A 23,433-nucleotide genomic window follows, 5' to 3' on the forward strand; every position below is an offset into this window, starting at 1 on the left:
ACAGGCACGCATGACATTAGTCAGGCCCACCCGGGTGACCGGGCCGAAATGATGCTGATGCTCGTCGATGTTGCCAGAGCCGCCCCAGACGTGTTGGAATGGCTCATATCGCCGCAGCGCGGGGGCAACCGCGCTGAGAACGGCCAGCACGGGAGCATCACAGCGCCGGCAGCGCGGCGCCTTGGCGGCCACCTGCCGGATCGCCGGGCCACCTCCACGGCGACGGGCATCGTGCCGGGCAGTCACCCTCGCCCGCCGTAGGTACACCCGGGCACGCGTCTGCGACGGCCCACGCGCGCGACGTCTGACCCACCGAGGTCGTCCGATTCGGTCTGCCAGCGCCGCAGAACCGCCTAACGAGGTGAGAAGCAACCATGGAGTCTGGAGAGAAGTCCGCACGGTGGTACGGAAACCGCTTCGTGTGGGTGGCCGTGATCCTGCTGGTGGTGTCGGCCGGCGCGTTCGTCCTGCTGAACCGGGCCGACCCGGAGTCGGAGCAGGCGGACCTGCAGACGCAGATCACGGCCCGGATGCGCACCACGCTCGAGAAGGCCGACCCGGGGCAGCACAACCACGCCGGGCACGGTGTCCAACAGGCAGCCGCCCAGGAGAAGCCGGCGGTGATCTGCGGGGTCCGGGTCTACGGTTACGAGCCGGCCGAGGTCACCTCGCTCGCCGACGTGCGGTCGGTCTACGGCTTCCACCTCTGCGGGATCGCCGAGAAGCAGCGCCCCTGGGACGTGGCGGTCAAACTGGCCGGTCCGGTGATCATGGACATCTCCACGAACCCGCCGGGCATCCAGGTGGTCGAGGCGACCGCCGAGGTCATGTTCATCGACCGGCTACGGCAGATGTTCCCACCAAAGTACGCGGATCTGGCGTCCAAGGAGGCGCTCGCCGAGTCGGAGATGCTCGACCTGCGCCGCCGGTACGACGCCGCCGCGGGCCTCTGACAACCGAGGTCAGCCGGCGGCGTGGCCGCCCCCGCACCGGTCGGGGCCGGGCCGATGCCGCGGCTCCGGACACTCCCGGTCAGCTCGATCCACATCCGACCAAAGATAGATGAGCATTGATATTTAGTCATCTAGATGTAACAGTGGGGCTTGGGAGCGTTCCCATTCCGACCCCCCGAGTACCGAAGAGCGGAGGATGAACAGTGCGTTCACACAAGCCCGATCAATCCGGTGGACGATCCCGGTCACCCGTCCGTCAGTCCCTCCGGGCGCTCGTCATGCTGTTCGCCATCGTGGCCGGCATGCTGCCCTTCGCCGGGGCAGCCCAGGCGCACGGCACCATCATCAACCCGATGACCCGCGCCTATCAGTGCTGGAAGACCTGGGGCAACCAGCACATGAACCCGGCTATGCAGCAACAGGACCCGATGTGTTACCGGGCGTTCCAGGCCAACCCCGACACGATGTGGAACTGGATGAGCCAGCTGCGCGACGGCCTGGCTGGCCAGTACCAGGCTCGCACCCCGGACGGGCAGCTGTGCAGCAACGGGCTGACCCGGAACGACAGCGTGAACCAGCCCGGAGCGTGGAAGACCACCACCATCAGTCGCAACCTCACGGTTCAGCTGTACGACCAGGCCAGCCACGGCGCTGACTACTTCCAGGTCTACGTCACCAAGCAGGGGTTCAACCCGGCCACCCAGAAGCTCGGCTGGGGCAACCTCGACCTGGTCACGACGACCGGGCGCTACGCGCCGTCGCAGAACATCTCGTTCAACGTCTCGCTGCCGTCGCGTAGCGGGAACCACATCCTGTTCGTGCTCTGGAGGGCGTCGCACCTGGACCAGACCTACATGTGGTGCAGCGACGTCAACATCACCTGATCGGCACGACAGACACCACCGCAGCACCACTCCGGCCCAGGGCTTGCCGCCCTGGGCCGGAGTGGTGCTGCGGTACTTCCCCATCCGCCCTGCCGCCACATATCGACCACATCGTGCAGAAGGTGCGAAAGTTCAAGGAAGAGCCAACTCCCGACAGCTGCGGCGGATTACCTCTACATAGGCTCTGAGCAGGGAATTCATCCCTGCACCCCCGCCGGCAACGGCGTCGGAATCCGCCGAGGAGTCCGGCGGTGCATCTGATCAAGGAAGTGCCTCTCATGCACCGCACGCTTCGCCGAGGGCTGCTCGCAGCAGCCACAATCGTCGCCGTCGGCATCGGGATCACCGCGACGCCAGTGACCGCCGCCCCAGCAATCCACAGCACAGCAGCGAGCATCCCAGCGCGCGGCCTGTCCTCGTTGGGCAGTGGGACCTGCACGCTGCTGTGGGACCTGCTGAACGCCGGAGGCCGCAACGGACTCGTCGCCATCGGTCTCACCGACGGTCAGCGGCTGATCAAGTTCGCCGCCAACCGCCCGGCCCTGGCCTGCACCATCGGCCTGGTCGACCTGCCTGGCAGCGAAGTGCTCATCGGCATCGACTTCCGCGTCCAGGACGGAACCCTCTACGGCGTCGGCAACAACGGCGGCATCTACACGCTGAACACGCGCACCGCGGCGGCCACGAAGGTCAGCCAACTGACCGTCGCGCTCAACGGAACGTCGTTCGGCGTCGATTTCAATCCCGCCGCCGACCGACTCCGGATCATCAGCGACACCGGCCAGAACCTGCGCCACAACGTCAACCCCGGCGGCACGACCCTTGTCGACGGCCCCCTCACCTACCCGCCCAGCACCGCCGCCGTCGGTGTCACCGCTGCGGCGTACACCAACAACGACCTGAACCCCGCCACCGCCACCACTCTGTTCGACATCGACACCAGCCTCGACCAGGTCGTCCTCCAGTCCCCCGCCAACTCCGGGCAACTCGCCGCCACCGGGGCACTGGGAGTCAACGCCAATCTCCAGGCAGGTTTCGACATCCACAGCTCGTTGAGTGGTGACCGTGCCTCGGCAAACAACGCCTACGCCGTACTCAACGGCCTCGCCGGCTCCCGGGTCTACCGGGTCGACCTCCTCACCGGCGCGGCGCAGGCGACCGGTGTGTTCAGCGGCCATGTGGTCGTCGACCTCGCACTGCTCCTGCGACAGTGACCATCGGGTGAGGGTGTCGGGCCGCACCCTCCCCCGCCGCGTCAGCCGAGGCGGATGCTTGCGAGGACCAGTCGTTGGAAGGGCTCCGTCTCGTCCCACTGGCTGTCCACTGGACCGTCGACAGACTCGCCGCCGTCACCGCCGCCGGATCCCCGGTGTCGAAGATCGACAGACCGAATCCGCCGAGCATGACCCGGCCGTCGTCGGCGAGCAGCACGTTCTGCGGCCGGACCTCCCGGTGCACCACTCCCCTCGCGTGGGCGGCACTCAGTGCGGCGATCAGGTGCAGACCGACCCGCACCACCTCGGCCGGCGCCAGCGGACCGTCGCTGGCAACCGTCTCGGACAGGGAGCGGGACGGTACGTGCTCCATGACGAGCCACAGGTGACCATCGGTGCTCAGCACGTCCCACATCCCGACCACACTCGGATGCTCCAGACCGGCCAGGCCGCGCACCTCCCCGAGTGTCCTCTCCCGCAGCCGGGACCGTGCGGCGTCGCTCACCCAGCCGGGAAGGATGATCCGTTTGACCGCGACGTGCCGGTCGAGCACCTCGTCGCGGGCCAACCAGACGCCCCCGCTGGTCCCCGTTTCCCCGATCAACCGGAGCCGGCGGTACCGGCCGGCGAGCAGCTCGTCATCCATGTACGGGATTCGGAGCGGTCCACCGTCCGGATGGGTGGGTGACAGCAGCAGTCAGGACTTGGGTGGCGGACAGGGCCGGGCCGGCCGCCGATCTGCCGGCGGCCGGCCCACGTCAGATCAGGTCGACCGTTCCCACGATTTGGGTGGGGGCGGCGGAACCGCCGACGGGCTCGTTGGACACCCCGAACGTGACCGCCTCGCCGACCGGGCCGATGACCGCGGTCGAGGCGCTGCCTCCCTCGGCGACCTGTCCCACTTTGCGGGGGTCACCAGCACGAATGAGCCACAGCTCGTAGATGCGTCCGGCACCGGGCGAGGGCAGGTCGCGCAGCAGCACCACACCACGGTCGCGGTCGCGGGAGACCACGATGGTGGCGGCACCAGCGGGCTGCAGGGACCGCTCGAACACCCGGGCGTCCGGGGCGTTCAGGACGGCGGCGATCTGCCGGGCCTGCTCGCTGCTGGCCTGCTCGTCGCTGATCCGATCGTTGGTGACGGTCCAGGTGACCGCGCTCGCGCCGGCGGCCACGAGGACGGCCGCGGCGGCGGCCACGGTGAGCTGTCGCCACCTGCCCGCGTTCCGTCTGCCGCTGGCACCCGCGGCGCTGACGCGCAGTTGCGGAGTCCGGGCCGCCTGGGCGAGGGTCCGCTCCCGCAACCCCGGCGGCGTCGCCTCGACCGCAGTGTCGTCGGCGAGGCGCGCCACGGTCTCCCGCAGCTCGGCCACCTCGACCCGACACGGCTCGCACTCGGCCAGGTGCCGCTCGAACGCAGCCCGTTCGACGTCGTCGACCGCGTCCAGGACGTACGCGCCCGCGAGGGTGTGCACATCGGCGCTCATGCCCGTCCCTCCATCTCGATGCCCAGGCAGTCGCGCATCCGGATCAGTCCGTCGCGCATCCGTGTCTTCACCGTCGGCAGGGGTGTCTGCAACTTCTCGGCGACCTCTCGGTAGGTGTGACCGCCGTAGTAGGCCAGGGTCACCGACTCCCGCTGCACCGGTGTCAACCGGCCCAGGCACCGCCGGACCTGTTCGCGCTCCAACCGGGCGGTGACATCTTCGACCACCTCGTCGTACGGGATGTGTGTCTCGGTCGCGGCGACCTGCTGGGTGCGGTTGGTGCGGGCCTGTTCGGAGCGCACCCGGTCCACCGCGCGACGATGCGCCATGGTGAGGATCAACGCCGACGTGGAGCCTCTGCCGGAGTCGAAGCGGCCGGCGGTACGCCACACCTCGACCATCACCTCCTGCGTCACCTCCTCTGCCTGCGCCGGATCGCGGAGGACCCGCCGGGCCAGCCCCAGGACCTTGCCCGCCATGGCGTCGTACAGCGTGGCGAACGCCGCCTCGTCGCCCCGCGCCACCCGCAGCAGCAACTCGTCGACGCTCGGAGGGCTCGTGGTGTCCTGCGGCACCGATCGCAATCGCCGCCCCTGCTCCGGGTCACCGCTCATTCTCGGCATGTCCTCTCCTGTGCTGGTGACTGTCCGGTGTGCCGCCGCACTCGTACTCAGGCGGGGTGAGTGTGGGCGAGGCGCGCGTAGACGATCACATTGTCGCGGTAGTGCTGGGTGCTGTCGTCGAACTCGCCGCCGCAGGTGATCAGGCGTAGTGCCGCGTGATCGGTCGCCCCATACACCTCGGCGGTGGGGAAGCGGTCCTTCGGGTGCTGCTCCACCCGGGTGACGGTGAACATCGCGGTGCTGCCGTCCCGACGGTCGACGGTGATCCCGGCGCCGACCGGCAGCTTGCCCAGGTCGAAGAACGTGCCGCGGCGACCCTTCCAGTTGACGTGCCCGGCCAGCACGGCCGGGCCGAGGGCACCGGGCGTCGGTGCCTTGGTGAACCAGCCCACGTCGGTGGCGCTGTCGGGAACCTGCATCGCACCATCCGCCTGCAGGCCGAGGGCGACGATCGCGGCGCTGACCCGCAGCGACGGGATCGACACCCGCGTCGGCGGTGAGCCGGCCATCAGCGGTCCCGAGGTCAATTCGCCCGGCCTGGTGGCCGGAGCAGGTGACACCTCAGCGGCGGGTGCCGCGGCGGACGTGTCGGGTCGGGGTGGGTTTCCGCCCTGCTGTGCGATCGCGACACCGATCGTCAGGGCCGCCGTCACGGTGAGGACGCCAGCCGTCGCCAGGAGCGCGCGGCGCCCCCCGCGACGACTGGCCGGCACTGGTGCGTCACCGATGTCCATCACTGGTGCCTCCGGGTCAGCGCTCGCCGGCGAGCCGGCGGCGCACGGCGACCGCACCGGCGGCGCCGAGCAGCGCGAGACCACCCACGGCGTACATCCCCATCGGCGATCCGCCGGACGTGCTGCCGTCGCCGGTGGCGACACCTCCCGCGGGTACGGAGCCGGCGGCCGCGCCGCTGACCATGCCGCACGTCGCGGGGTCGGTGGCCTCGGCGGGGATGCCATTGACACCGACGGACTTGGCGAACGTCGACTCCCCGAGCGCTTCCATGTCGTACTTGCCGTTCTTGTTGGCGTCGATGCCGTGCTGCACGAGGTGCAGATCCTTCAGGTGCTCGATCGTGCCCTTGGGCAGGTCCGCTGCGGGGATCGTGCGCTCGTAGTTGAGGTTGCCCCCCGCGTCGGCCTTCGGCATCCGGTCCACCGCCAGGCCGCTGGCCTTGGTCGTGTCACCGGTGGTGGTCAACGAGATGAAGATGTCCCCGTACATCTTGAGGCCCTCTTCGGTGCTGACGTAGCCGTTACCGTTGGTGTCGGCGGACTTGTCCGGGCAGTGGAAGTCCATGCCGTTGGCAGCACCGTGCACGTGCTGGGCGTGCGGAGAGTTCGGCGTCATGCCCGTGGACCGGATCATGATCTTCAGGTCGCCGCCGCTGGTCGCGGTCAACGTCGCGGTACCTGTCGCACCCGTTTCGTTAAGGTCCTGTAACTGGACCTGCACGCTCTCGTCAGCGTGCGCGACGCCCGGAAACGCGAGGACCAGCGCGGCTGCGGGCACGGCAAGCAGGGCTCGGGACAATCTCACAACAAATCTCCGTCTCCGCCGGGGTGCGGCGTCGATGCTCAGGTGCTGTCGTGAGGGATTCGTCGCCCCTCGTGCAGCGGATTGGTGCAGATCCCGCCCGGACGGCCGGCCCGTTGGACGCGCCAGGTCAGGTGATGGTGACGGTGGTGCTGTGCCAGCCCGTCGCGCCGTCCGGGAAGGGCGCGGCCCGTTCGTCGGTCTGGGTGGCGCCGGTGGCATCGGTGGCGCGCACGCGCAGGGTGTGGCTACCGGGTGTGGCGTCCCAGCGGTAAACCCACTGCCGCCACAGGTCCGGTGACGGGCCGTCGGCGAGACGGGCCTGCCGCCACGGCCCGTCGTCGATCCGCACCTCGACAGCGGTGATCCCACGACGTTGGGCCCAGGCGACACCGGCGATCATGACGGGACCACCGCGCCGTCGGGCGAAGGGTTTCGGGGTGTCGATGCGGGATGCGGTCTTCACGGGAGCGTCGACGGCCCAGCCGCGTTGCACCCAGTAGGGGTCGAACGCGTCGAAGGTGGTCACCCGCATGGAGGTGAGCCACTTGCAGGCGCCGACGTAGCCGTAGAGGCCGGGTACGAGCATGCGCACGGGGAAGCCGTGCTCCAAGGGGAGGGGCTCGCCATTCATCGCCACGGCCAGGAGCGCGTCGCGGCCGTCGAGGATCGCCTCCAGCGGGGTGCCGATGGTCAGGCCCTCCACGGAACGGCTCACGAGCTGGTTCTGCCCGGCGCGGATGCCCGCCTCGCGTAGCAGCGGGGCCAGGAAGATTCCCGTCCAGCGGGCGGTGCCGATGTAGGGACCACCGACTTCGTTGGAGACGCAGTTCAGGGTGATGTCGCGCTCGACCACACCACGGGCGAGGAGGTCGTCGAATGTCCAGGTACGGGGCCTGTCGACCGCTCCATCCAGGGTCAGCCGCCAGGTCCGCACGTCGACCTGCGGGACGGTGAGGGCGGTGTCGACCCGGTAGAAGTCCCGGTTGGGGGTGAGGAACGCCGAGACCCCATCCACGCCGGCGGAGACGCCGCCGGGTAGCGGCGGCGCGGGTCGTCCCGGCGGTGGTATGCGAACGCTCGCGCGGGACCGGGTGCCCACCGCGCTGCGGCGACCGACAGTCTGACCAACGGCCGCCGTAGCGCCTGCGGTGACCGCTGCCCCCGCCGCCGTGACCAGAAACTGGCGGCGGTTGAGCAGCCGGGGCCGGCCTCGGTCCGGAACCAGGACCGTCTGGGCCGCGCGCACCACCACCAGCATCGTGGCCGCCCCGATGCCGGCACCCGACAGCACCGGCAGGACGTCCACGGGTGTCGCCGTCGGACGGGACAGGACGGCGGCGGCACCGACGGCGGCGAACGCGACGAGACCGGCCAGACCGTAGCGGCGTCGTCGTAACGCCGCCGCGCCGAGCAGAACCGCGCCCAGGGCCAGCAGGGCGTAGACGCCGCCGAGAAGCGCCAGCTTGTCGTTGGTGCCGAAGGTGCGGATGGCGAACGCCTTGACCGGTTGCGGTGCCAGGTCGACTGCGAGGCTGCCGACTGCCAGCACCGGGTCGGTGGCCGGATCGACAAACGCCGCGACGAGATGCGCCACGCCGAGGGCAACCCCGGCGGTCAGCACGCCAACGACGAGGCCGCGGGCGGCGGTCACGCCTCGGGGCGGCCCCGGCCGGCGGGTCGCCGACCGGGGCTCGATGATGGTGGGCACCGTCAGCTCTTGGGCATCAGGACGGTGTCAACGATGTACACGGTGGCGTTTGCAGTCGAGACGTTCCCGCAGACCACCATCGAGGTGTCGTTGACGGTGAACGACGTGCCACTGCCGGCCACCGTGACGTCGTCGCCCTGCAGGGTCTTGTGGGTGCCGGTCAGGGTGTCCGGGGACAGCTGGGTCGGTACCACGTGGTAAGTCAGGATCTTCTTCAGCATGGCGTCGTCGGCCAGCACCTTGTCCAGGTCGGCCTTCGGAATCTTGGCGAAGGCGTCGTTTGTCGGTGCGAACACCGTCACGCCCTGCGCGCCGTTGAGCGAGTCCACCAGGTTGGCCTTCTTGACCGCCGTCACCAACGTCGACAGCAGCGGGTTACCGGACGCGGCGGTGGCCACCGGCACCTTCGCCATCGCCTCGAAACTGCCCGGGTTGGACGGATCGGTCGGCACCCCCGCGCACCCGGAGCCGAACTGACCCGACATCATCGTCGACGGCGAGGCCATCGGCGTACCGGCCGACGTGCTCGGCGCGCCGCTGGCGGTGCCCTCGCTGTCGGTGCCGCCACACGCGGACAGGGCCAGCACAGCGATTACGCCGACCATGCCAAACAGGCGCCGTTTCATACGAACTCCTCGGATACTTGTACTCGTTTGCTGCTGTCATCAGGCATTCGACGCCGACCCGCAGAAGGATGGGTACAAGATCGGAGATCAGACTCCGTCGCCCGCGGTGGCGGCGCGCAGCTCCTTGAGCACGTACGTGGCGGCCTTCTCGACGACGCGGACGCCCTCTTTCTGGCTCACGTGATGGTCGGAGAGCACCGCGATCAGCCAGTCATGGCGGGCCTCGACGACCCGGCCGATGCTGTTGACCAGCCAGCGACCGTTGTCGACGTCGACGGTGTCCCAGCCGTTCTTGACGTAGACCGAACGGTTGCCGGCCTCCCGCGCCGCGGTGATCCCCCATCGCTGCTCGGGGATCACCTGCTTCATGAGATCCATGACGAATTCACGGTCCTGCGGGGTCAGCGGTCCCGTCGGCGACGTCAGCGCGGTCAGCAGACGAAGCTGGTCGGCAGCCGTGGTCGTGGTGAGTCCCCAGTGCGTGTTGGGTTTGGTCTCCCGCAGACCGAGAGCACGGTTCGCGGCGGTGAGGCCACTCGAGCCCCCGATCTTCTGCCACAGGGCGACCGCCGCAGCGTTGTCACTGGACACGATCATGTCCTCGGCCAACCGCCGGGTGCCCGACCCCAGGGCCTTACCCTGCGATCTCTGGCGCAACAGGAGCGCCGCGAGAATGTCGACCTTGACGATGCTCGCCGTCTCGAACCGTCTGACGCCGACCGTCACCGCGGCCGACCCCTGCCGGTCCAGTGCCGCAACCGCCAGATGGCCGTCGTACCGCCGCACATACGCCTCGATCCGCGTTCTCGCCTGGTCGATCCGGTCGATGGCCGGCGTGGTGGGGATCGGACTGGCCGGGGAAGGGCCCTGCGACGCACCGACGCCGGCACCGTCCTGGCCGCGGGTGGCACCGAAGGCGGCAGTCGCGACGCCGGCAAGTGACATGGCGGCCGCGGAGACGACCCAGCGGCGCGACACCCGCCGACCCTTCCACTCAGCCAAGGCGAGCCACCGCCTTCACCGCGGCCGAGTCCACCGCGACCCGGCCGACCCGATCGGGCAGGCTGAGCGTCGAGACCGTCTCGCCTCGTCTCAGCACCACGAAGTACGTGACGGTACTCGGAACGTCAGCGTGCTCGATGCGTCCGCGAACGAGCATGCCCACTCCCCCCGCATAGTGTGGATCGACGACGTCGAACGAGACCTGGGACCCGTGGACCCGGTAGCTCGCGCACCTCAGCAACACCCGACGGACGTCGTCGACGGTCCGCTCCGCCCACCCGGGCTCGTACGTCTCGACGACGTGGTGGGCGCGCGCCGAGCTGTCCGAGGGTCGGTAGTAGCGCTGCACCGCACCGCGCCGGTGCGACTGGGCCGGGTAGTCGCTGCTTCGATAGGTAGGGCAGTCGCTCTGCTCCCACGGCCACGGCGGCAGACCCGTTCGCGGGGCCTCCTCGCGCCAGTCCGAACCCAACTCGTCCGCGCCAAGCAACATGCTCGAATCGCCCTGATCCGCGGTGGCGGTGTGCCGCTCCTCGGGCCCGACTGCGGGTTCCCACCGCTGGCACCCGGCCAGCACCACCAACGCCGACAGGACCGCCGGCACGACAGCGACCGCGCCACGGCGCGTCCTCCTGCCCGACACGGACACCACGACCCTCCCCCAGCTCAGATACTCGCCACCGCTGGTCCCTATCCAGGCGACGACGGGTGGTGCACCGATCGCCGCCGCCGCGGAACGGGCGCGGCGGTAGCCGGTCGGCGACCCGACCCCACCGGGGCCCGCCGCACCACGGCCGCAGACATGGCCGGTCAATGGCATTCCTCGGCGAACAACTCCGAGCGGGTGTCACCGAGGACCTCGCGCAGGCGGTTGAGGGAGCGCATGCTCTGGCTCTTGACGACGGCCGTGGAGACGCCCACGACCTCGGCGGTCGCCTCCACGCTCAGGTCGTCCCAGTAGCGCAGAACGATGATCGCCCGGTCCCGCAACGGCAGGGTGGCGACCGCGTCCAGCAACGTCATGCGCAAATCGACCGGATGTTCCTCGCCCCGGTCCGGCGGCGCCGACATCGCCAACTCCCGGCTGGAGCGCCGCCGCTGCTGGTCGATCATGCAGCGCAGCAGCACCTTGCGGGCGTACGCGTGGGGGTCGTCGGCCCGGCGGACCCGCCTCCAGTTGGCGTACACCTTGGCCAGCGTCGTCTGGGTGAGGTCCTGGGCGAAGTGCCAGTCGCGGCACATCAGGAACGCGGCGTCGCGCAGGCGGCCGGCGGCCGCCTGCGCGAACTCCACGAAGTCTTCGTCAGCCATTCGACCGGGCCAGCGTCGAGAACCTCTTGGCACCGTTGAGGACGAACTCGGCCGGCAGTTCCGTCCCCCAGCTCGGGTTGGCGGCGATCTCGGTCGCCTCCTTCACGGAAAGGACGGACGGTGCCGGCGACGTCCCCTTGCCGTCCCAGAACAAACAGGTGGCGATCGTCAGATCGATCCGGAGGCCAGCGCGGTGGTGCACGGTGACCACCTTGTTCTGTACGCAGTTGTCGGGCATCTCGGTCAGCTCCACCGTTCCCAGCGGCGGGTCACCGCCAACGCCGTCCCGGTAAATGGCGAGTCGCAGCATGCCCGGCCCGTAGCCGCGGTCCAGGTTGAGCTGAACGAACGGCATGCCAGGCCTGGCCGCGCTGCTCCGCAGGCTCATATAGCCGCTCGTCGTTCCCCCGGGTAGCAGGCGGGTCAACAGGTCCAGAGCACCCTGCGGTGTGGTGGTCCGCAGTTCACCACCCGGACCCGCACCGATCCGCACGGTGTCGACCACCGAGGTCGTGGGCGTCGGCGACACCAACCCACGCGGATTCACATCCTGCTTCGCGCCGCCACCCAGCAGCCCGCCCGAGGTGTCAGCCGGGGACCCGGGTGGGGACCCGGACGGGGCTGGTGTGGGGGCGACAGGCCCACCCGGCGCACCGACCGTCGTACCCCCGGACTGGCCGGTGTCATCCGCACCGAAGCCGAGCGGCCCGGCGGCCAGACCGATCACGAGCAGCATCGCCAACGCCGATCCGCCGGCGGCGGCCTGTGCCAGGCGGCGCCGGCGGCGCAGGCGGCGGCCCTGCACCACCGCCTGCTGGACCAGCTCGCCCAACGGCGGGGCCGGGTACCGGGCCAGATCGTCCCTGAAACGCCCACGGACGTCGCCCATGTCCCGTACCCCTCCCCAGCCGACCGCCCTGAGCGGCGATCCGTCACCTACCTGACGCAGTGGCCTGCCGACTTGGTTACCGCCTTCCGGCGTGAATTTTCAGCCGACCAAGCCCGGCCGGCGCGACCGTCTCCGCAGGTGAGTGGCCATCTGCGGAGAGTCACGCAAGGGTGCGAGCCACAACCCGTAGAGCGTCCTAGGAGGTTAGGTTGTCCACGGCCGACCGCCGCCACGCACCACAGACCCTCAAGATGATCATGGTGCCCGCCGGACCCCGCCCCTCCGCGCCGCGCCCTCGCCCCGCCCTGCCCTCGCCCTCGCCCTGCCCTGTCCCGCCCCGCCGATCATGGAGTTGTGGTGGGGGACAAAGTCCATGAGTAGCGCCAAATCAGGCACCACAACTCCATGATCGGCGGGGTGGCCCGCGATCTTGCACTTACTGTCCCGACGCAAAGGGCATTCCAGGCTTATCGACGACCGAAACTGCAAGATCGGCGCGGGCGCGGGCGCGCGCGGGCGCGGGCGCGGGCGCGGCGGAGCGCGGGCGCGGGCGCGGCGGAGCGCGGGCGCGGGCGCGGGCGCGGCGGAGCGCGGAGCGCGGACGCGGGCGCGGCGGAGCGCGGAGCGCGGACGCGGGCGCGGCGGAGCGCGGAGCGCGGACGCGGGCGCGGCGGCGCTGTGGTCAGGGGCGTAGCCACCACGGGCTGGTGTACGCCACCGCGAAGTCGTTGCACGGGTGACCGGCCGGGCCGGGAGTGCCGTTGGGCAGGGACGGGTCGGAGATCCGGAGAACCACCCAGTCGCCGTCGTTGACATCGAGCGGCACGGTGAAGGCGGTGACCTGACCGTTGACGGTGTCGATGACGTCGACCACGGTCGGCGTCGAGGTGCCGGGGCGGAGAACCTGGATTCGCAGGGGTTTGCCGTCCCAGGCCGAGCCGCGGTCCAGATCCAGCAGGAACCGCACGTCGCCGGAGGTCACGTTCAGCACGCCACCCATGCGTACGCCATTGGCCGTGGCGTCCACCCGCAGCCCTGACACGCGGGTGGCGAAGGATCGGCGGGCGGCCATGGCCTCGAACACCGCGGCGCGGGTGTTCTCGGCGACCCACAGGCCGCTGCGACCCTTGCCCTCGTGGAAGCCCCAGGTGGTGCCGTGCTCGTCGGTGACGCCGGTCAGCGCGGGCCGCCAGCCGGCGTTCAGGCAGGCCACCAGCGGTGACGTCACGCCCGACGACCAGCCCTCGAAGAGGAAGTCGTCGGTTCGGTTGAACATCTCCAACCCGACGAGCTGGTCGCGCGCGGCGGCGTTGAAGGAGAAGTTGTTGAACCGTCCCGCCTCGCGGCCGGGGTGGTTGAAGCTCGCCAGACCCCCGGGGCGCCCGGTGAGCCAGTTGTAGAGGCTGCCGGGGCTGCCGGCCCGCAACAGGTCGGCGAACTCGGAGGTGTTCCAGACGTTGATGTGCCCCTGCAGGGGATGCGACCACTCGAAGCCGCGAATGGCGGTGAACTGACCCGGGTCGTTGGCGGCGTTTGCCAGGTCGCCGGTGGTCCGCCACTCGGACGAGCTGACCCCGTCGATGGCGAAGAGCGTCGCGTGGTCGGTCAGCGCGGCGACGTCCAGACCGGCCTCGCGCATGGAGGCGAACGCGGCCTCGGCGCTGCCGTCACCGTCCGACATCACCGTGTGGTTGTGCATGTCGGTGTGGACCAGTGTGGTGCCCTGGGTGATCAGAGATGTCCGACCGGCGCCGACCGCCGCGGTCGGGGCGCCGGCGAGCGTCGTGTGGGCTGCCCGGGCCGCGGTCGGGAGCGCGGCGAGCATCAGCGTCCCGCCGGCACCGGCCAGCAGCGCCCGCCGAGCGAAGCCGGCGGGAACATCGACCTGGCCGTACGGCACGTCGTCGTCGGGTCGGCGGTCGTGGTGGCAGTGGTGTGGGTGATGAGCAGTCATGGATATATAGGTATGGATGGAGCTGACGGGCATGTCACGCCGAGTCGTCGCGCAGGCGAACAGTAGCGGACAGCCGACACCCGAACCCGATGTAGCTGACTGTGACTGACGCATGACCACGCGCACACTCCTCCCCGAGACGTTCCCGTCCACTGGAGGAAAAGATGCGTCTTCGATCGTTCGTCACCGCAGCGCTGGCAGCCGTCCTGGCCGCCGGCGCACTCGCGCCGCCGGCCCCGGTCGCGGCGGCCACCGCCGACCGCTGGGGGTTCGCGTACGTCAAGGACCCGACCGTGCCCGTCTGGACCGTGCTGGACACCAGCCGGCAGTGGGGCAGTTGGAAGGCCGCGTTCCCCGCCGCCTGGGCCGACGGCATCAAGCTCGCACCCGGCCGGTTCCAGGTTCGTTTCCCGCAGGTGGGGGCCAGCTCACGAGGCGTGCCACACGTGACCCCGGTGAACCGGACCGGTCACTACTGTGAGGTGGTCCGCTGGTTCCAGTCCGGCGCCGACGAGATCGTCGACGTGCAGTGCCACAAGCCGGGCGGCACCCGCGAGGACACCCCGTTCACCGTGCTCTGGACGACCAGCTCGGGCGTGCTGCCGGCCGGCACCTCCCACGCGTACGTGCAGTGGAGCAGCGGCGTCGTGGTGCAGTCGTACAACTCCACGGGCGTGGTGAACACGGTCGGACCGGTGGGCGTCGGGCAGTACCTGGTCCGGCTGGCCGGGGTCGGGCTTGCCGGAGTACTCGCCGGCAATGTGCAGGTCACCGCCGTGCAGCCGAACGCCGGTCCCCGCCGCTGCAAGGTCTACTCGTGGAGTGCGGTCGGCAGCGAGGTGCAGGTGTACGTCTTCTGCTTCGACCAGGCCGGTGCGTTCGTCAACACCGACTTCGCCCTCTCGTACCACCGTCGGCGGCCGGTGATCGGCTCCCTCGGGCCGCCGTCGTACTTCGGCTACCTGGGCACGGCCGTCGGCGGACCGACAAACGACAACTCGGTGCTCGGCGTCGGCGCGAACACGGTGGCGCCGTTGGTGCCCGCCGGCCGCTACCTGGCGACCTTCCCGCAGGTCGGGCTCAAGGAGACGCACGCCCAGGTGGTGGCGCAGGGCAGCGGTAGCAACTACTGCCACCTCACCCAACCCTGGACGTACACGACCAACGCCGACGTCGACGTCATCTGCTTCGACAACGCCGGCGCGGTCACCCCACACCGGTTCCTGGCCACCTTCACCTCCCGCCTCTGACGCCGGGTCTGCCGGCGGCGACCGTTCCCGTCGCCGCCGGCACGACGAAGGCGAGCACCATGCGGTGCTCTGCGGGCCGTCCGTGTCGGCGGTGGCCGGTCGCAGTCGTACGCAACTGGCGCGGCGGTGTCGCTCAAGGCACGCGAGCGCGGGTGCTCGTGGGAAACCGGGTGTCCAACCGGCCTGGCGGGTGGCTAGCGTACGCGGATGAGCACTGGCCCGATGGCGGGACTTAAGCTGCTGTTCCGCACCGACCCGGGCGAGTTCCTGGCCGCCGCGGGTGACTACCTGAGCGCCGATCCGGTCGTCAGCACTGTCGTGACCACCGTCGCACACCGACTGGTGTCGCAACAGGCCGAGGGGGTCTCACCGCCCGATCACACCTGGTGGTTGGAGGTCCGCGACGACTCCGGTGCCGTGGTGGGTGCCGGGATGCGCTCGGCGCCGTTCGCCCCGTACCCGCCGTTTCTGCTGCCCATGCCCGACGCGGCGGCCGTGGCGCTGGCCCAGGCACTGCACGAGCGCGGGGAGGAGGTGCTCGCGATCAACGGGGCCCTGCCCGCCGTCGAACTGTGTGCCGCCGAGCTGACCCGGCTCGGCGGAGGGCGAGTCCAGGTCACCCAGCACATCCGGCTGCACGAACTCGGCGAGCTGACGTCCCCACCACCGGTTCCCGGCAGCCTGGTGGCCGCGACCGAGGAGGACGTGGACCTGGTCACCGAGTGGTTCGTCGCGTTCGTGGGCGACGCCGACGAACAGGCGGGCCGCCGGCGTGGCACCAGTGCGCACGAGACGCCCGACCACGCCGAGATGCTGCGCCGCCTCCGGGCCGGACGGCTGTGGTTCTGGGTCGACGAGGCCGGGGAGCCGGTCCACCTCACCGGTGCCAACCCACAGTCGTTCGGGGTGGCTCGGGTCGGCCCGGTGTACACACCGCCGGGCCAGCGGGGCCGGGGGTGGGCCAGCAACGCGGTCGCCGAGGTCTCCCGGCGGATCCAGGCCGAGGGTGCGCGGGCCTGCCTGTTCACCGACCAGGCCAACCCGACCTCGAACAAGATCTACGCCGCCCTCGGCTACCGGCCGGTCGTCGACATGGCCAACCTGGTCATCGTTCGCTGACGACCAACGTCGCGCGACATCCAGGCCGACCCGCCGACCGTACCGGTATTGGTTGGGCGGCGTTATCGCTCACATCGATGAACTACGATGGCGTGGACCCGACAGAGGAGTGCGCCATGACTATCACCGCTCGAATCCGCCGCAGATCGGCTCTCGTGCTGGGTCTGGTGGCTGCTCTCCTGGTCACGTCCACCGCGCCGGCGTCCGCGCAGTTCGTCAGCATCAGGAACCCGGTGATCTCGCAGCGCGCCGACACCGCCATCTACAAACACAGTGACGGCTACTACTACATGACGGCGTCGGTGCCGGACTACAAGCGGGTGGAGCTGCGCCGCGCCACCACCCTGCAGGGCCTCGGGACGGCCACCACCACGAACGCGTTCGTGGCGCCGTCCAGCGGCGCGCTCAGCGGATGGATCTGGGCACCCGACATCCAGTACTACGACGGTGCCTGGTACCTGTACTTCTCCGCCTCACCGAACACCGCCCGGTTCGACCAGCGGCTGTACTGGATCCGCAACACCTGCGCCAACCCGATGACATGCTCCTGGAGCGCTCCGCAGCGCTTCAACACCGGCTGGGAGTCCTTCCAGCTCGACGCGGCGACCTTCGTCAACCGTGGGGTGCGCTACTTCGCCTGGGCGCAGGACAGCCCGTCCACGAACTACAACAGCCACATGTACATCGCCCGGATGAACGGCGCCACAGGCATCACCGGTCCGGCGGTGGAGATCGCGCGGCCCACCTACGACTGGGAGCGGGAAGGCGTCGCCGGCGTCGTCGAGGGTCCGTCGCCGCTGGTGAGAAACGGCCGGGTCTACATCGCCTACTCGGCGTCGGCCACCGACTCCCGCTACAAGCTCGGCCTGCTGTCCGCACCGGACACCGCCGACCTGCTCAACCCGGCGTCCTGGTCCAAGCGACCGAACCCGGTCTTCCAGACCGCAAACGGTGTCTACGGCCCCGGCCACGGCAGCTTCGCCGTCGCCGAGGACAACACCACCGACATGCTCGTCTACCACGCCCGGGACTACGCCAACCCCACCCCGGACGCGCTGACCGACCCCAACCGGCACACCCGGATGCAGCAACTGCACTGGCAGGAGAACGGCGACCCGTTCTTCGGCCAGCCCATCCCGAGCGGCGTGACGAACCCCGGCATCCGAGGCCAGTTCAGCAACCGATGCGTCGACAACTACAACCGCGACACCACGCTCGGCGCGCTCGTACGCCTCTACGACTGCAATGGTGGCACCGCTCAGCAGTGGGAGTTCACCTACCGCGCGGCGGGCAGCTATTACGAGGTCCGGAACCGCAACACCGGCACCTGCCTCGACGACCTCAACGCCAGCACCGCCGCCAACGCCGACGTCGGCCTCTACACCTGCAACGGCTCGAACGCCCAGCGGTGGACCTTCCAGGACCGCGGCAACGGCTGGTTCTCGCTGCGCAACGTGGCCGGCAACATGTGCCTGGACAACTACGAGTGGAACGCGGCCAACGGGGCGCGACTCTCGCTCTACCCGTGCAACGGCCTCGGGGCTCAACTGTGGCGCCACGGCTGACGATCTCACCAACGTGAGGGCCGTGGGCAGCGCGGGCGTCAGCCTGGCGGCGTTGACATCGATGGACGTACCACCTACGTGGTGTCACCGCCACGCAGGTGGTCCAGCTCGGCGAGGTACATCGCCTGCATGCGGTCGTAGTGCCGGACCAGCAGCATGACCTCCTCGACGCTGTAGCCCTCGATGAGCCACTCCGCCCGCTCGGCGAACCGCTCGTACGGTCGTCGCAACTCGGTGGTCCGCTCCGGCCGCAGGGTGACGATCACCCGCCGCCGGTCCCCCGGATCGCGCTCGGCCGTCACGTAACCCGCCTGCTGGAGCCGGCGGAGCATGCTCGTCACCGCACCGGTGGTGAGGTTCGTCCGCTCGGCGATCTGCCCCGCCGTGGCGGATCCGACGTCCGCCAGGTGGTCCAGGCACTCCAGGTCGCTCACGGTCAGGCCCAGTCGCTCCGCGATGGCGTTGCGGAAGACCATGGACAGCCGCGACATCTCCCGCCCGGCGTGCATCAGGTCGGCGATCGCGGACGCACGGGCCGGCTCGTGGGACATGTCCGCAATCATGCCTCCGGCACGGTGACCCGGTGCAGTCGAGGTAACACGCGGGTCAGCACCCAGTGCGGTGCGGCGGCGCCGCCGGTGAGGCGGCGCATCAAAGCGGCGGCGGTGTCGACGGCGCGGAAGGCGTAGGGCACCATCTCGTCCTGGTAGCCGGCGATCGCCTCCTCCACCGGCGTGCCGTTGGCCCGCGCCTGGACCAGCCTGCGGCCGAGCAGTGCGGCGTCGCGCAGCGCGGTGTTGCCACCGTGGGCGCCGAATGGCGGCATGACGTGCACGGCGTCGCCCATCATCGTCGCCCGGGGCACCGCCCAGCGGCGCGGGCGCTGGCCGGTGGCGAAGAGGTTGAGCACCGTGGCGTCCAGCTCGGCCGTGCCGACCAGCCGTCGGATGACCGGGTGGTAGTCCGTACTAATCTGCGAGGCCAGTCTCCACAGCGCCAGCAGGTCGCCGCGGACACCGATGGGCACCTCCTCCTGCCGGAGCAGCAGGCCCCACATCACGTAGTCGTAGCCGGTGGGCGCGTAGCTGTCCGGGGCCAGGCGCGCGAACGCCTGCTGCGGGCTCTCGCCGAACCGCATGGGGGTGAAGAAGAAGGCACGGCCGGGCTGGTCGGCGATGGCCAGGACCCCGCTGGTCCGTAGCGCGTCCGGGATGACGCTCTCGCCGTTGCGCAGCAGGGGCGACCGGCCGTAGATGCCCGCCATCGGGGTCTTTGCCGGGTGCGCGTCCGGCATGAGCTGCGCGCGCAGCGCCGAGCCGACGCCGTCGGCGCCCACGACGACGGTTGCCGGGACGGCCCCACCGTCGGAGAAGCGCAGGCGCAGCCCGGCGGGGCCGCCGCTGTCCACCGCGACGGCGTCCTTGCCGTAGTGGATGCGCCCGTTCAGCCCGGTCTGCAGGATGGACCGCAGGGTCAGCCGGTCGACCTGGCGGGTCGCGTGCGGCTCGTCCTTGAAGGTGATGGTGAAGGCGTTGCGCAGCCGGCTGTCGGTGAAGCGCAGGTGCCCGCCGGGCTCGTCGCCGGTGGTGAGCGCCAGGTTGTACAGCGCGCGGGGCAGGCTGTCGCGCAGCGCCTTCAGCCCGTGCCGGTCGAGGATGATCCGGTAGCCCTGTCGCCGGACGAAGGGGCCGGAGTCGCGCTCGTAGACGTGCACGTCGAGGCCGGCGCGCATCAGGTACTGGGCGAGGCAGAGGCCGGAGAGGCCGGCGCCGGCGATTGCCACGGAGAAGTCTGTCGATGTCGCCATGCGGTTATCTTAATGACTAAGATGATTGGGGCAAGACCTCCGGCGCGACAAGCGCCAACTCTCGGCGTGAGGTGATGTCGAGCTTGCGGAAGATCTTGCGGAGGTGGTAGTCGACCGTGCTGGGGCTGATGAACAGTGCTGCCGCCACCTCACGGTTGGACGCGCCGCTCGACACCCGGCCCGCGATGTCGCGCTCCTGGCGGGTCAGCCCACAGCTCCGGGCGAACGGGTTGGTCGTGTCCTGGTGGGCCAGCGTCCTGCGCAGTTCGCGACGGGACGCCACCCCCAGCCGGTGGAACACTCCGCGCAGGTGATGTTTGACGGTGTGGGTGCTGATGACCAGGTGCGTCGCGACCTCGACATTCGTGGAGCCTGCCGCCACCAGCAGGGCGATCTGTTCCTGTCGTGGGGTCAGTACCGCGCGGGGAAGAATCCGGGCAGGCTCGGCTACGGCGCAGTGCATCGTGCTCCTCGGGCGAGGGGTTCGGGGTCTCGACGACCATCCGACCGCAGCCCAGTGCACGACGAGTGCAGACCGAGTGCTCGCCCTACCCGCCTATGACGCGCCCCTCATCAAGCTCAGCCGGGCCCGCACGTACGCCACCATGGTCCGGTACGTCTCGGCCGCCTCCAGGCCGGAGAACTCGATGAGTTCCCGGAAGCCGTTGTCGGCGATCAGGCTCTCGAACCGCTGGCACCCCCGTTCCGCGCGCAGCAGGTCGCCGAGGTCGAACGCGGCCCGCGCGAGGATCGCCGCGACGGCACACCGCGGACCGTCCGTCTCGCAGACCCCTTCCGTCAAACCCCACTCCGCCACGGCCGCCGCCCGGTCGAGTCGGCCGAGTTTCCAGCAGGACTCCGCGATCAGCTGTGCGTAGTAGATCTTCAGGTGATCGAGGTGCCGCGCCACGGCAATGGCCAGCCCTTCGTCCGCGACACGGGTGCCATCCTCGAACCGGCCGGAACCCAGCAGCGCCCTCGTGAGTGTCAGCAACGAGACGGCGAGCAGTTCCTGGCGCTCCGTCTGCCGGGCCAGACCGACGGAACGCTCAGCGTACGAGTTGGCGTCGTCGTGGTCGCCACGCGACAACGACAGGACGGCGAGGTTGCCCAGGACGTCGGCCTGCCCGGCGAGGTCCCCGGCGCCCTCGAAGATGGACAGTGCACGACGAAGGTAGTCGTCGGCGGTCGGCAGCGGGGCGAAGACCTCACCGATGGTACGAAGGAGCGCGGCCTCCATCAGCGGCTCGCCGAGCACGCTGACCAGGTCGAGGATCGCGAGCACCGTGGGCGTCCGGTCCACGGGTATGGAGTTGCTGCCCGGTGCGGAGGCGGCGAGGACCATGGCCGCCGCATCGCGCCCCAGGCCATGGGCGAGGGCCAGATCGATCGTCGCCCACAGCGCGGCCCGTTCCCGTGCGTACCAGGCGGCGGCCTGTGGCACGCTGTCGAACGACTCGGGCGTCACCTCCGGCGGCGGTTCGCTGACGTCGCCGACCGGCTGCCGGTGGTGCCTCGCGTACGCGGCGCGGGCCGAGTGCAGGTAGTGCGTGACCAGACGCCGCTCGTACTCCGGTCGTTCGTCGTCCTCGCCGAGGAGCTCGCCCGCGTAGGCCCGCAACAGGTCGTGCAGCACGTACCGCCCGGGCTGCGACTCGTCGAGCAGACTCGCGGTCACCAGTTCCCGCAGCAGTGCGCGCGCCTGTCCGCGACCGACTCCGGCGACACTCGCCGCCGACTCCAGCGGGATCGCGGCACCCGGGTGGACGGCGAGGGCCCGAAACGCCCGCGCCGCAGCCGGGTCGAGGGCCCGGTACGACCACGAGAACACCGACCGGACATCGTCGGACGAGTCCGCGCTGGACAGGGCGTCGAGTCTGGCCGACGGCGCCGAGACGTCGTCGACGACCGCGCTCAGCGGCAGGGCCGGATTGAGGGCCACGCGGGCCGCGACGATCGCCAGCGCGAGCGGCAGCCCCGCGCAGAGCGTGATGACGGTGTCCAACGCCTCCGGGTTCGCGGTGGCACGACGGGCGCCGAGGCGGTTGATCAGGAGCTGACGGGACTCGGCCCCGGTCAGCCGGTCGACCTGGAGGTAACGCGCACCCTCCCGGGTGACCAGGCTCGTCATCCGGTTGCGGCTCGTCACGATGACCAGACAACCCCGGGACGCCGGCAGCAGCGGGCGGACCTGATCGGAGTCACGCGCGTTGTCCAGGAGAATCAGGAGTCGACGACCGAAGAGGCGACTGCGGTAACGCGCCGCCTGCGCGTCGACGGTCTCCTGCGGTGACGAGACCGCCGGCTCGCCCAGGGACGCGAGCAGCGTGGCGAGCGCCTCCTGCGCGGACATGACGCGTCCGTCCGGATCAAGGCCCCGCAGGTTGAGGAACAACTGGCCGTCGGGAAACTCGCTGGCGATCTGGTGGGCCCAGTGCACGGCGATCGCGGTCTTGCCGATACCACCCATGCCGCCGAGCACGGTGATCACGATCGTCGCATCGCTGAAGGCGTCGGACAGGTGCTCGTCGAGCACGGCGGCCACGTCGTTGCGGCGGACGAACCCCGCCACCTGCGGCGGCAACTGTGCGGGGCGGAGAGCCTCCGGCGGGCGCAGTTCCTCCTGCTTGGTCCAGCCGCTGGCCAGCAGTTCCCGGTACGCCTCCCGCAGTTCCGGCCCCGGATCCACAGCCAGTTCCTCGGCGAGACGGTGCCGGGTCCGTTCGAAGACCCGCACCCCTTCCGCCCGGTGTCCGGTGGCCACGTACGCGCGCACCAGGCACGCCTGCAGTGCCTCGTCCAGCGGCGCTGCGGCGGCGACGCTCACGAGTGGGGTCAACACGACGCCGGCCATGCCGTGGGCGATCGCCGCCTCGCTGGCCGCGAGCGCCACCGCGATGCGCTCCCGCTCGATGGCGACGAACTCCGGCGAACTCACCGCGCTCGCCGGAAGATCGGTGAACGCGGGGCTGCGGCCGAGTTCCAGAGCGGTCAGGTACTCCCGTACGCCGGTCACGACGTCGCCGCCGTCGAGCGCCTCGCGGGCCCTGCGCACCAGCTCGCGATACATCGCCAGGTCGGAGGCCTCGGTAGCGAGGGTCAGCCGATACCCCGTGCCAGCCGGTAGGAGGTATCGACCGGTCTCGCGGACGTCCAGGTCCGGTTCGAGGATCCGGCGAAGGTTCCCGACGTGCCGGTGGATCTGGTTCGCGGCGCTGGCCGGCGGTCGTTCTTCCCAGACGCTGTCGATGATGGTGTCGAGGCTTACCGCGTCGCCCCCGGCGGCGAGGAGCTTGGCCAGGACGATCCGCTGGCGGACCGGGCCGAGATCGACGTCGGAGCCGTCCCGCCGGCAGCCGAGACCGCCGAAGACCTTGAACTCGCAGTGCGACGGCGGCCCGTCCGGAAGCCTGCGGTCGGGCGTCGTCACGATAGACATCCTAGTGAGGAAAGGGTGGCCGCTTTGCGCTTCCGCCCAGCCTGGGGCGTACCCCGGGCCCTT

Annotated in this window: 22 protein-coding genes; 6 read left to right on the plus strand and 16 right to left on the minus strand. The window is 70.2% G+C overall.

Going from position 1 to position 23,433, the window contains the following annotated elements:
- Nucleotides 1–374: 374 nt before the first annotated feature.
- From AB0C15_RS25855 to AB0C15_RS25865, 3 genes are all read left to right on the plus strand, one after another.
- Nucleotides 375–953 (plus strand): hypothetical protein, encoded by a 579-nt coding sequence (locus AB0C15_RS25855; RefSeq protein WP_357356049.1) that lies wholly within the window; start codon nt 375–377, stop codon nt 951–953.
- A gap of 278 nt (nt 954–1,231) precedes the next feature.
- A complete protein-coding gene (locus AB0C15_RS25860; RefSeq protein ID WP_357356051.1) occupies nt 1,232–1,837 on the plus strand; it encodes a lytic polysaccharide monooxygenase in 606 nt (201 codons plus the stop codon).
- Nucleotides 1,838–2,115: 278 nt separating this feature from the next.
- Nucleotides 2,116–3,051 carry a DUF4394 domain-containing protein gene (locus AB0C15_RS25865; RefSeq protein WP_357356053.1) on the plus strand — a complete coding sequence of 312 codons (936 nt, stop codon included), beginning with the start codon at nt 2,116–2,118 and terminating at the stop codon, nt 3,049–3,051.
- Here the strand turns inward: AB0C15_RS25865 and AB0C15_RS25870 are convergent.
- From AB0C15_RS25870 to AB0C15_RS25925, 12 genes are all read right to left on the minus strand, one after another.
- Nucleotides 3,005–3,697 (minus strand): serine/threonine-protein kinase, encoded by a 693-nt coding sequence (locus AB0C15_RS25870; RefSeq protein WP_357356055.1) that lies wholly within the window; start codon nt 3,695–3,697, stop codon nt 3,005–3,007. The genes AB0C15_RS25865 and AB0C15_RS25870 overlap by 47 nt on opposite strands.
- A gap of 112 nt (nt 3,698–3,809) precedes the next feature.
- Nucleotides 3,810–4,538: an anti-sigma factor gene (locus tag AB0C15_RS25875; protein ID WP_357356057.1), complete on the minus strand. Its 729-nt coding sequence runs from the start codon at nt 4,536–4,538 to the stop codon at nt 3,810–3,812.
- Nucleotides 4,535–5,161, minus strand: a complete 627-nt coding sequence (gene sigK / locus AB0C15_RS25880; RefSeq protein ID WP_357356059.1) for an ECF RNA polymerase sigma factor SigK — start codon at nt 5,159–5,161, stop codon at nt 4,535–4,537. The genes AB0C15_RS25875 and sigK overlap by 4 nt, the downstream gene beginning before the upstream one ends.
- A 47-nt stretch (nt 5,162–5,208) precedes the next feature.
- Nucleotides 5,209–5,814 carry a class F sortase gene (locus AB0C15_RS25885; protein ID WP_357356061.1) on the minus strand — a complete coding sequence of 202 codons (606 nt, stop codon included), beginning with the start codon at nt 5,812–5,814 and terminating at the stop codon, nt 5,209–5,211.
- Between the two features lie 97 nt (nt 5,815–5,911).
- On the minus strand, nt 5,912–6,700 hold the full coding sequence (locus tag AB0C15_RS25890; RefSeq protein ID WP_357356063.1) for a hypothetical protein: 789 nt from the start codon (nt 6,698–6,700) through the stop codon (nt 5,912–5,914).
- A 127-nt stretch (nt 6,701–6,827) separates the two neighbouring features.
- Nucleotides 6,828–8,351: a molybdopterin-dependent oxidoreductase gene (locus AB0C15_RS25895; RefSeq protein WP_357356138.1), complete on the minus strand. Its 1,524-nt coding sequence runs from the start codon at nt 8,349–8,351 to the stop codon at nt 6,828–6,830.
- A gap of 59 nt (nt 8,352–8,410) precedes the next feature.
- The gene (locus AB0C15_RS25900) at nt 8,411–9,034 is read right to left on the minus strand and encodes a fasciclin domain-containing protein (RefSeq protein WP_357356065.1); all 624 of its coding nucleotides are present in this window, start codon (nt 9,032–9,034) and stop codon (nt 8,411–8,413) included.
- Between the two features lie 87 nt (nt 9,035–9,121).
- Complete coding sequence (locus AB0C15_RS25905) at nt 9,122–10,012, minus strand: serine hydrolase (protein WP_357356067.1); 891 nt, start codon at nt 10,010–10,012, stop codon at nt 9,122–9,124.
- 16 nt (nt 10,013–10,028) lie between these two features.
- A complete protein-coding gene (locus AB0C15_RS25910) occupies nt 10,029–10,640 on the minus strand; it encodes a hypothetical protein (RefSeq protein WP_357356069.1) in 612 nt (203 codons plus the stop codon).
- Nucleotides 10,641–10,846: 206 nt separating this feature from the next.
- Complete coding sequence (locus AB0C15_RS25915) at nt 10,847–11,347, minus strand: SigE family RNA polymerase sigma factor (RefSeq protein ID WP_357356071.1); 501 nt, start codon at nt 11,345–11,347, stop codon at nt 10,847–10,849.
- Complete coding sequence (locus tag AB0C15_RS25920) at nt 11,340–12,236, minus strand: hypothetical protein (RefSeq protein ID WP_357356073.1); 897 nt, start codon at nt 12,234–12,236, stop codon at nt 11,340–11,342. Before AB0C15_RS25920 ends, AB0C15_RS25915 begins: the two co-directional genes overlap by 8 nt.
- Nucleotides 12,237–12,918: 682 nt before the next feature.
- The gene (locus tag AB0C15_RS25925; protein WP_357356075.1) at nt 12,919–14,190 is read right to left on the minus strand and encodes a CehA/McbA family metallohydrolase; all 1,272 of its coding nucleotides are present in this window, start codon (nt 14,188–14,190) and stop codon (nt 12,919–12,921) included.
- Nucleotides 14,191–14,354: 164 nt separating this feature from the next.
- On the opposite strand from AB0C15_RS25925, the gene AB0C15_RS25930 reads away from it, so the two are divergent.
- The 3 genes from AB0C15_RS25930 to AB0C15_RS25940 all read left to right on the plus strand — a co-directional run bounded on the left by AB0C15_RS25930 (nt 14,355) and on the right by AB0C15_RS25940 (nt 18,124).
- Entirely contained in the window at nt 14,355–15,440 is a 1,086-nt protein-coding gene (locus tag AB0C15_RS25930; RefSeq protein WP_357356077.1) for a hypothetical protein, read from the plus strand.
- Nucleotides 15,441–15,662: 222 nt separating this feature from the next.
- Nucleotides 15,663–16,559: a GNAT family N-acetyltransferase gene (locus AB0C15_RS25935; protein WP_357356079.1), complete on the plus strand. Its 897-nt coding sequence runs from the start codon at nt 15,663–15,665 to the stop codon at nt 16,557–16,559.
- Between the two features lie 116 nt (nt 16,560–16,675).
- Nucleotides 16,676–18,124, plus strand: a complete 1,449-nt coding sequence (locus AB0C15_RS25940; protein ID WP_357356081.1) for a family 43 glycosylhydrolase — start codon at nt 16,676–16,678, stop codon at nt 18,122–18,124.
- Nucleotides 18,125–18,198: 74 nt separating this feature from the next.
- On the opposite strand, the gene AB0C15_RS25945 is transcribed toward AB0C15_RS25940, so the two are convergent.
- The 4 genes from AB0C15_RS25945 to AB0C15_RS25960 all read right to left on the minus strand — a co-directional run bounded on the left by AB0C15_RS25945 (nt 18,199) and on the right by AB0C15_RS25960 (nt 23,361).
- Nucleotides 18,199–18,675 (minus strand): MarR family transcriptional regulator, encoded by a 477-nt coding sequence (locus tag AB0C15_RS25945; RefSeq protein WP_357356083.1) that lies wholly within the window; start codon nt 18,673–18,675, stop codon nt 18,199–18,201.
- An 8-nt stretch (nt 18,676–18,683) separates the two neighbouring features.
- The gene (locus tag AB0C15_RS25950) at nt 18,684–19,931 is read right to left on the minus strand and encodes an NAD(P)/FAD-dependent oxidoreductase (RefSeq protein WP_357356085.1); all 1,248 of its coding nucleotides are present in this window, start codon (nt 19,929–19,931) and stop codon (nt 18,684–18,686) included.
- A 16-nt stretch (nt 19,932–19,947) separates the two neighbouring features.
- Nucleotides 19,948–20,394: a helix-turn-helix transcriptional regulator gene (locus AB0C15_RS25955; RefSeq protein ID WP_357356087.1), complete on the minus strand. Its 447-nt coding sequence runs from the start codon at nt 20,392–20,394 to the stop codon at nt 19,948–19,950.
- A gap of 93 nt (nt 20,395–20,487) precedes the next feature.
- On the minus strand, nt 20,488–23,361 hold the full coding sequence (locus AB0C15_RS25960; protein ID WP_357356089.1) for a BTAD domain-containing putative transcriptional regulator: 2,874 nt from the start codon (nt 23,359–23,361) through the stop codon (nt 20,488–20,490).
- Nucleotides 23,362–23,433: the final 72 nt, after the last annotated feature.

Source organism: Micromonospora sp. NPDC048835 (genome assembly GCF_040649995.1).
Taxonomy (GTDB): Bacteria; Actinomycetota; Actinomycetes; order Mycobacteriales; family Micromonosporaceae; genus Micromonospora.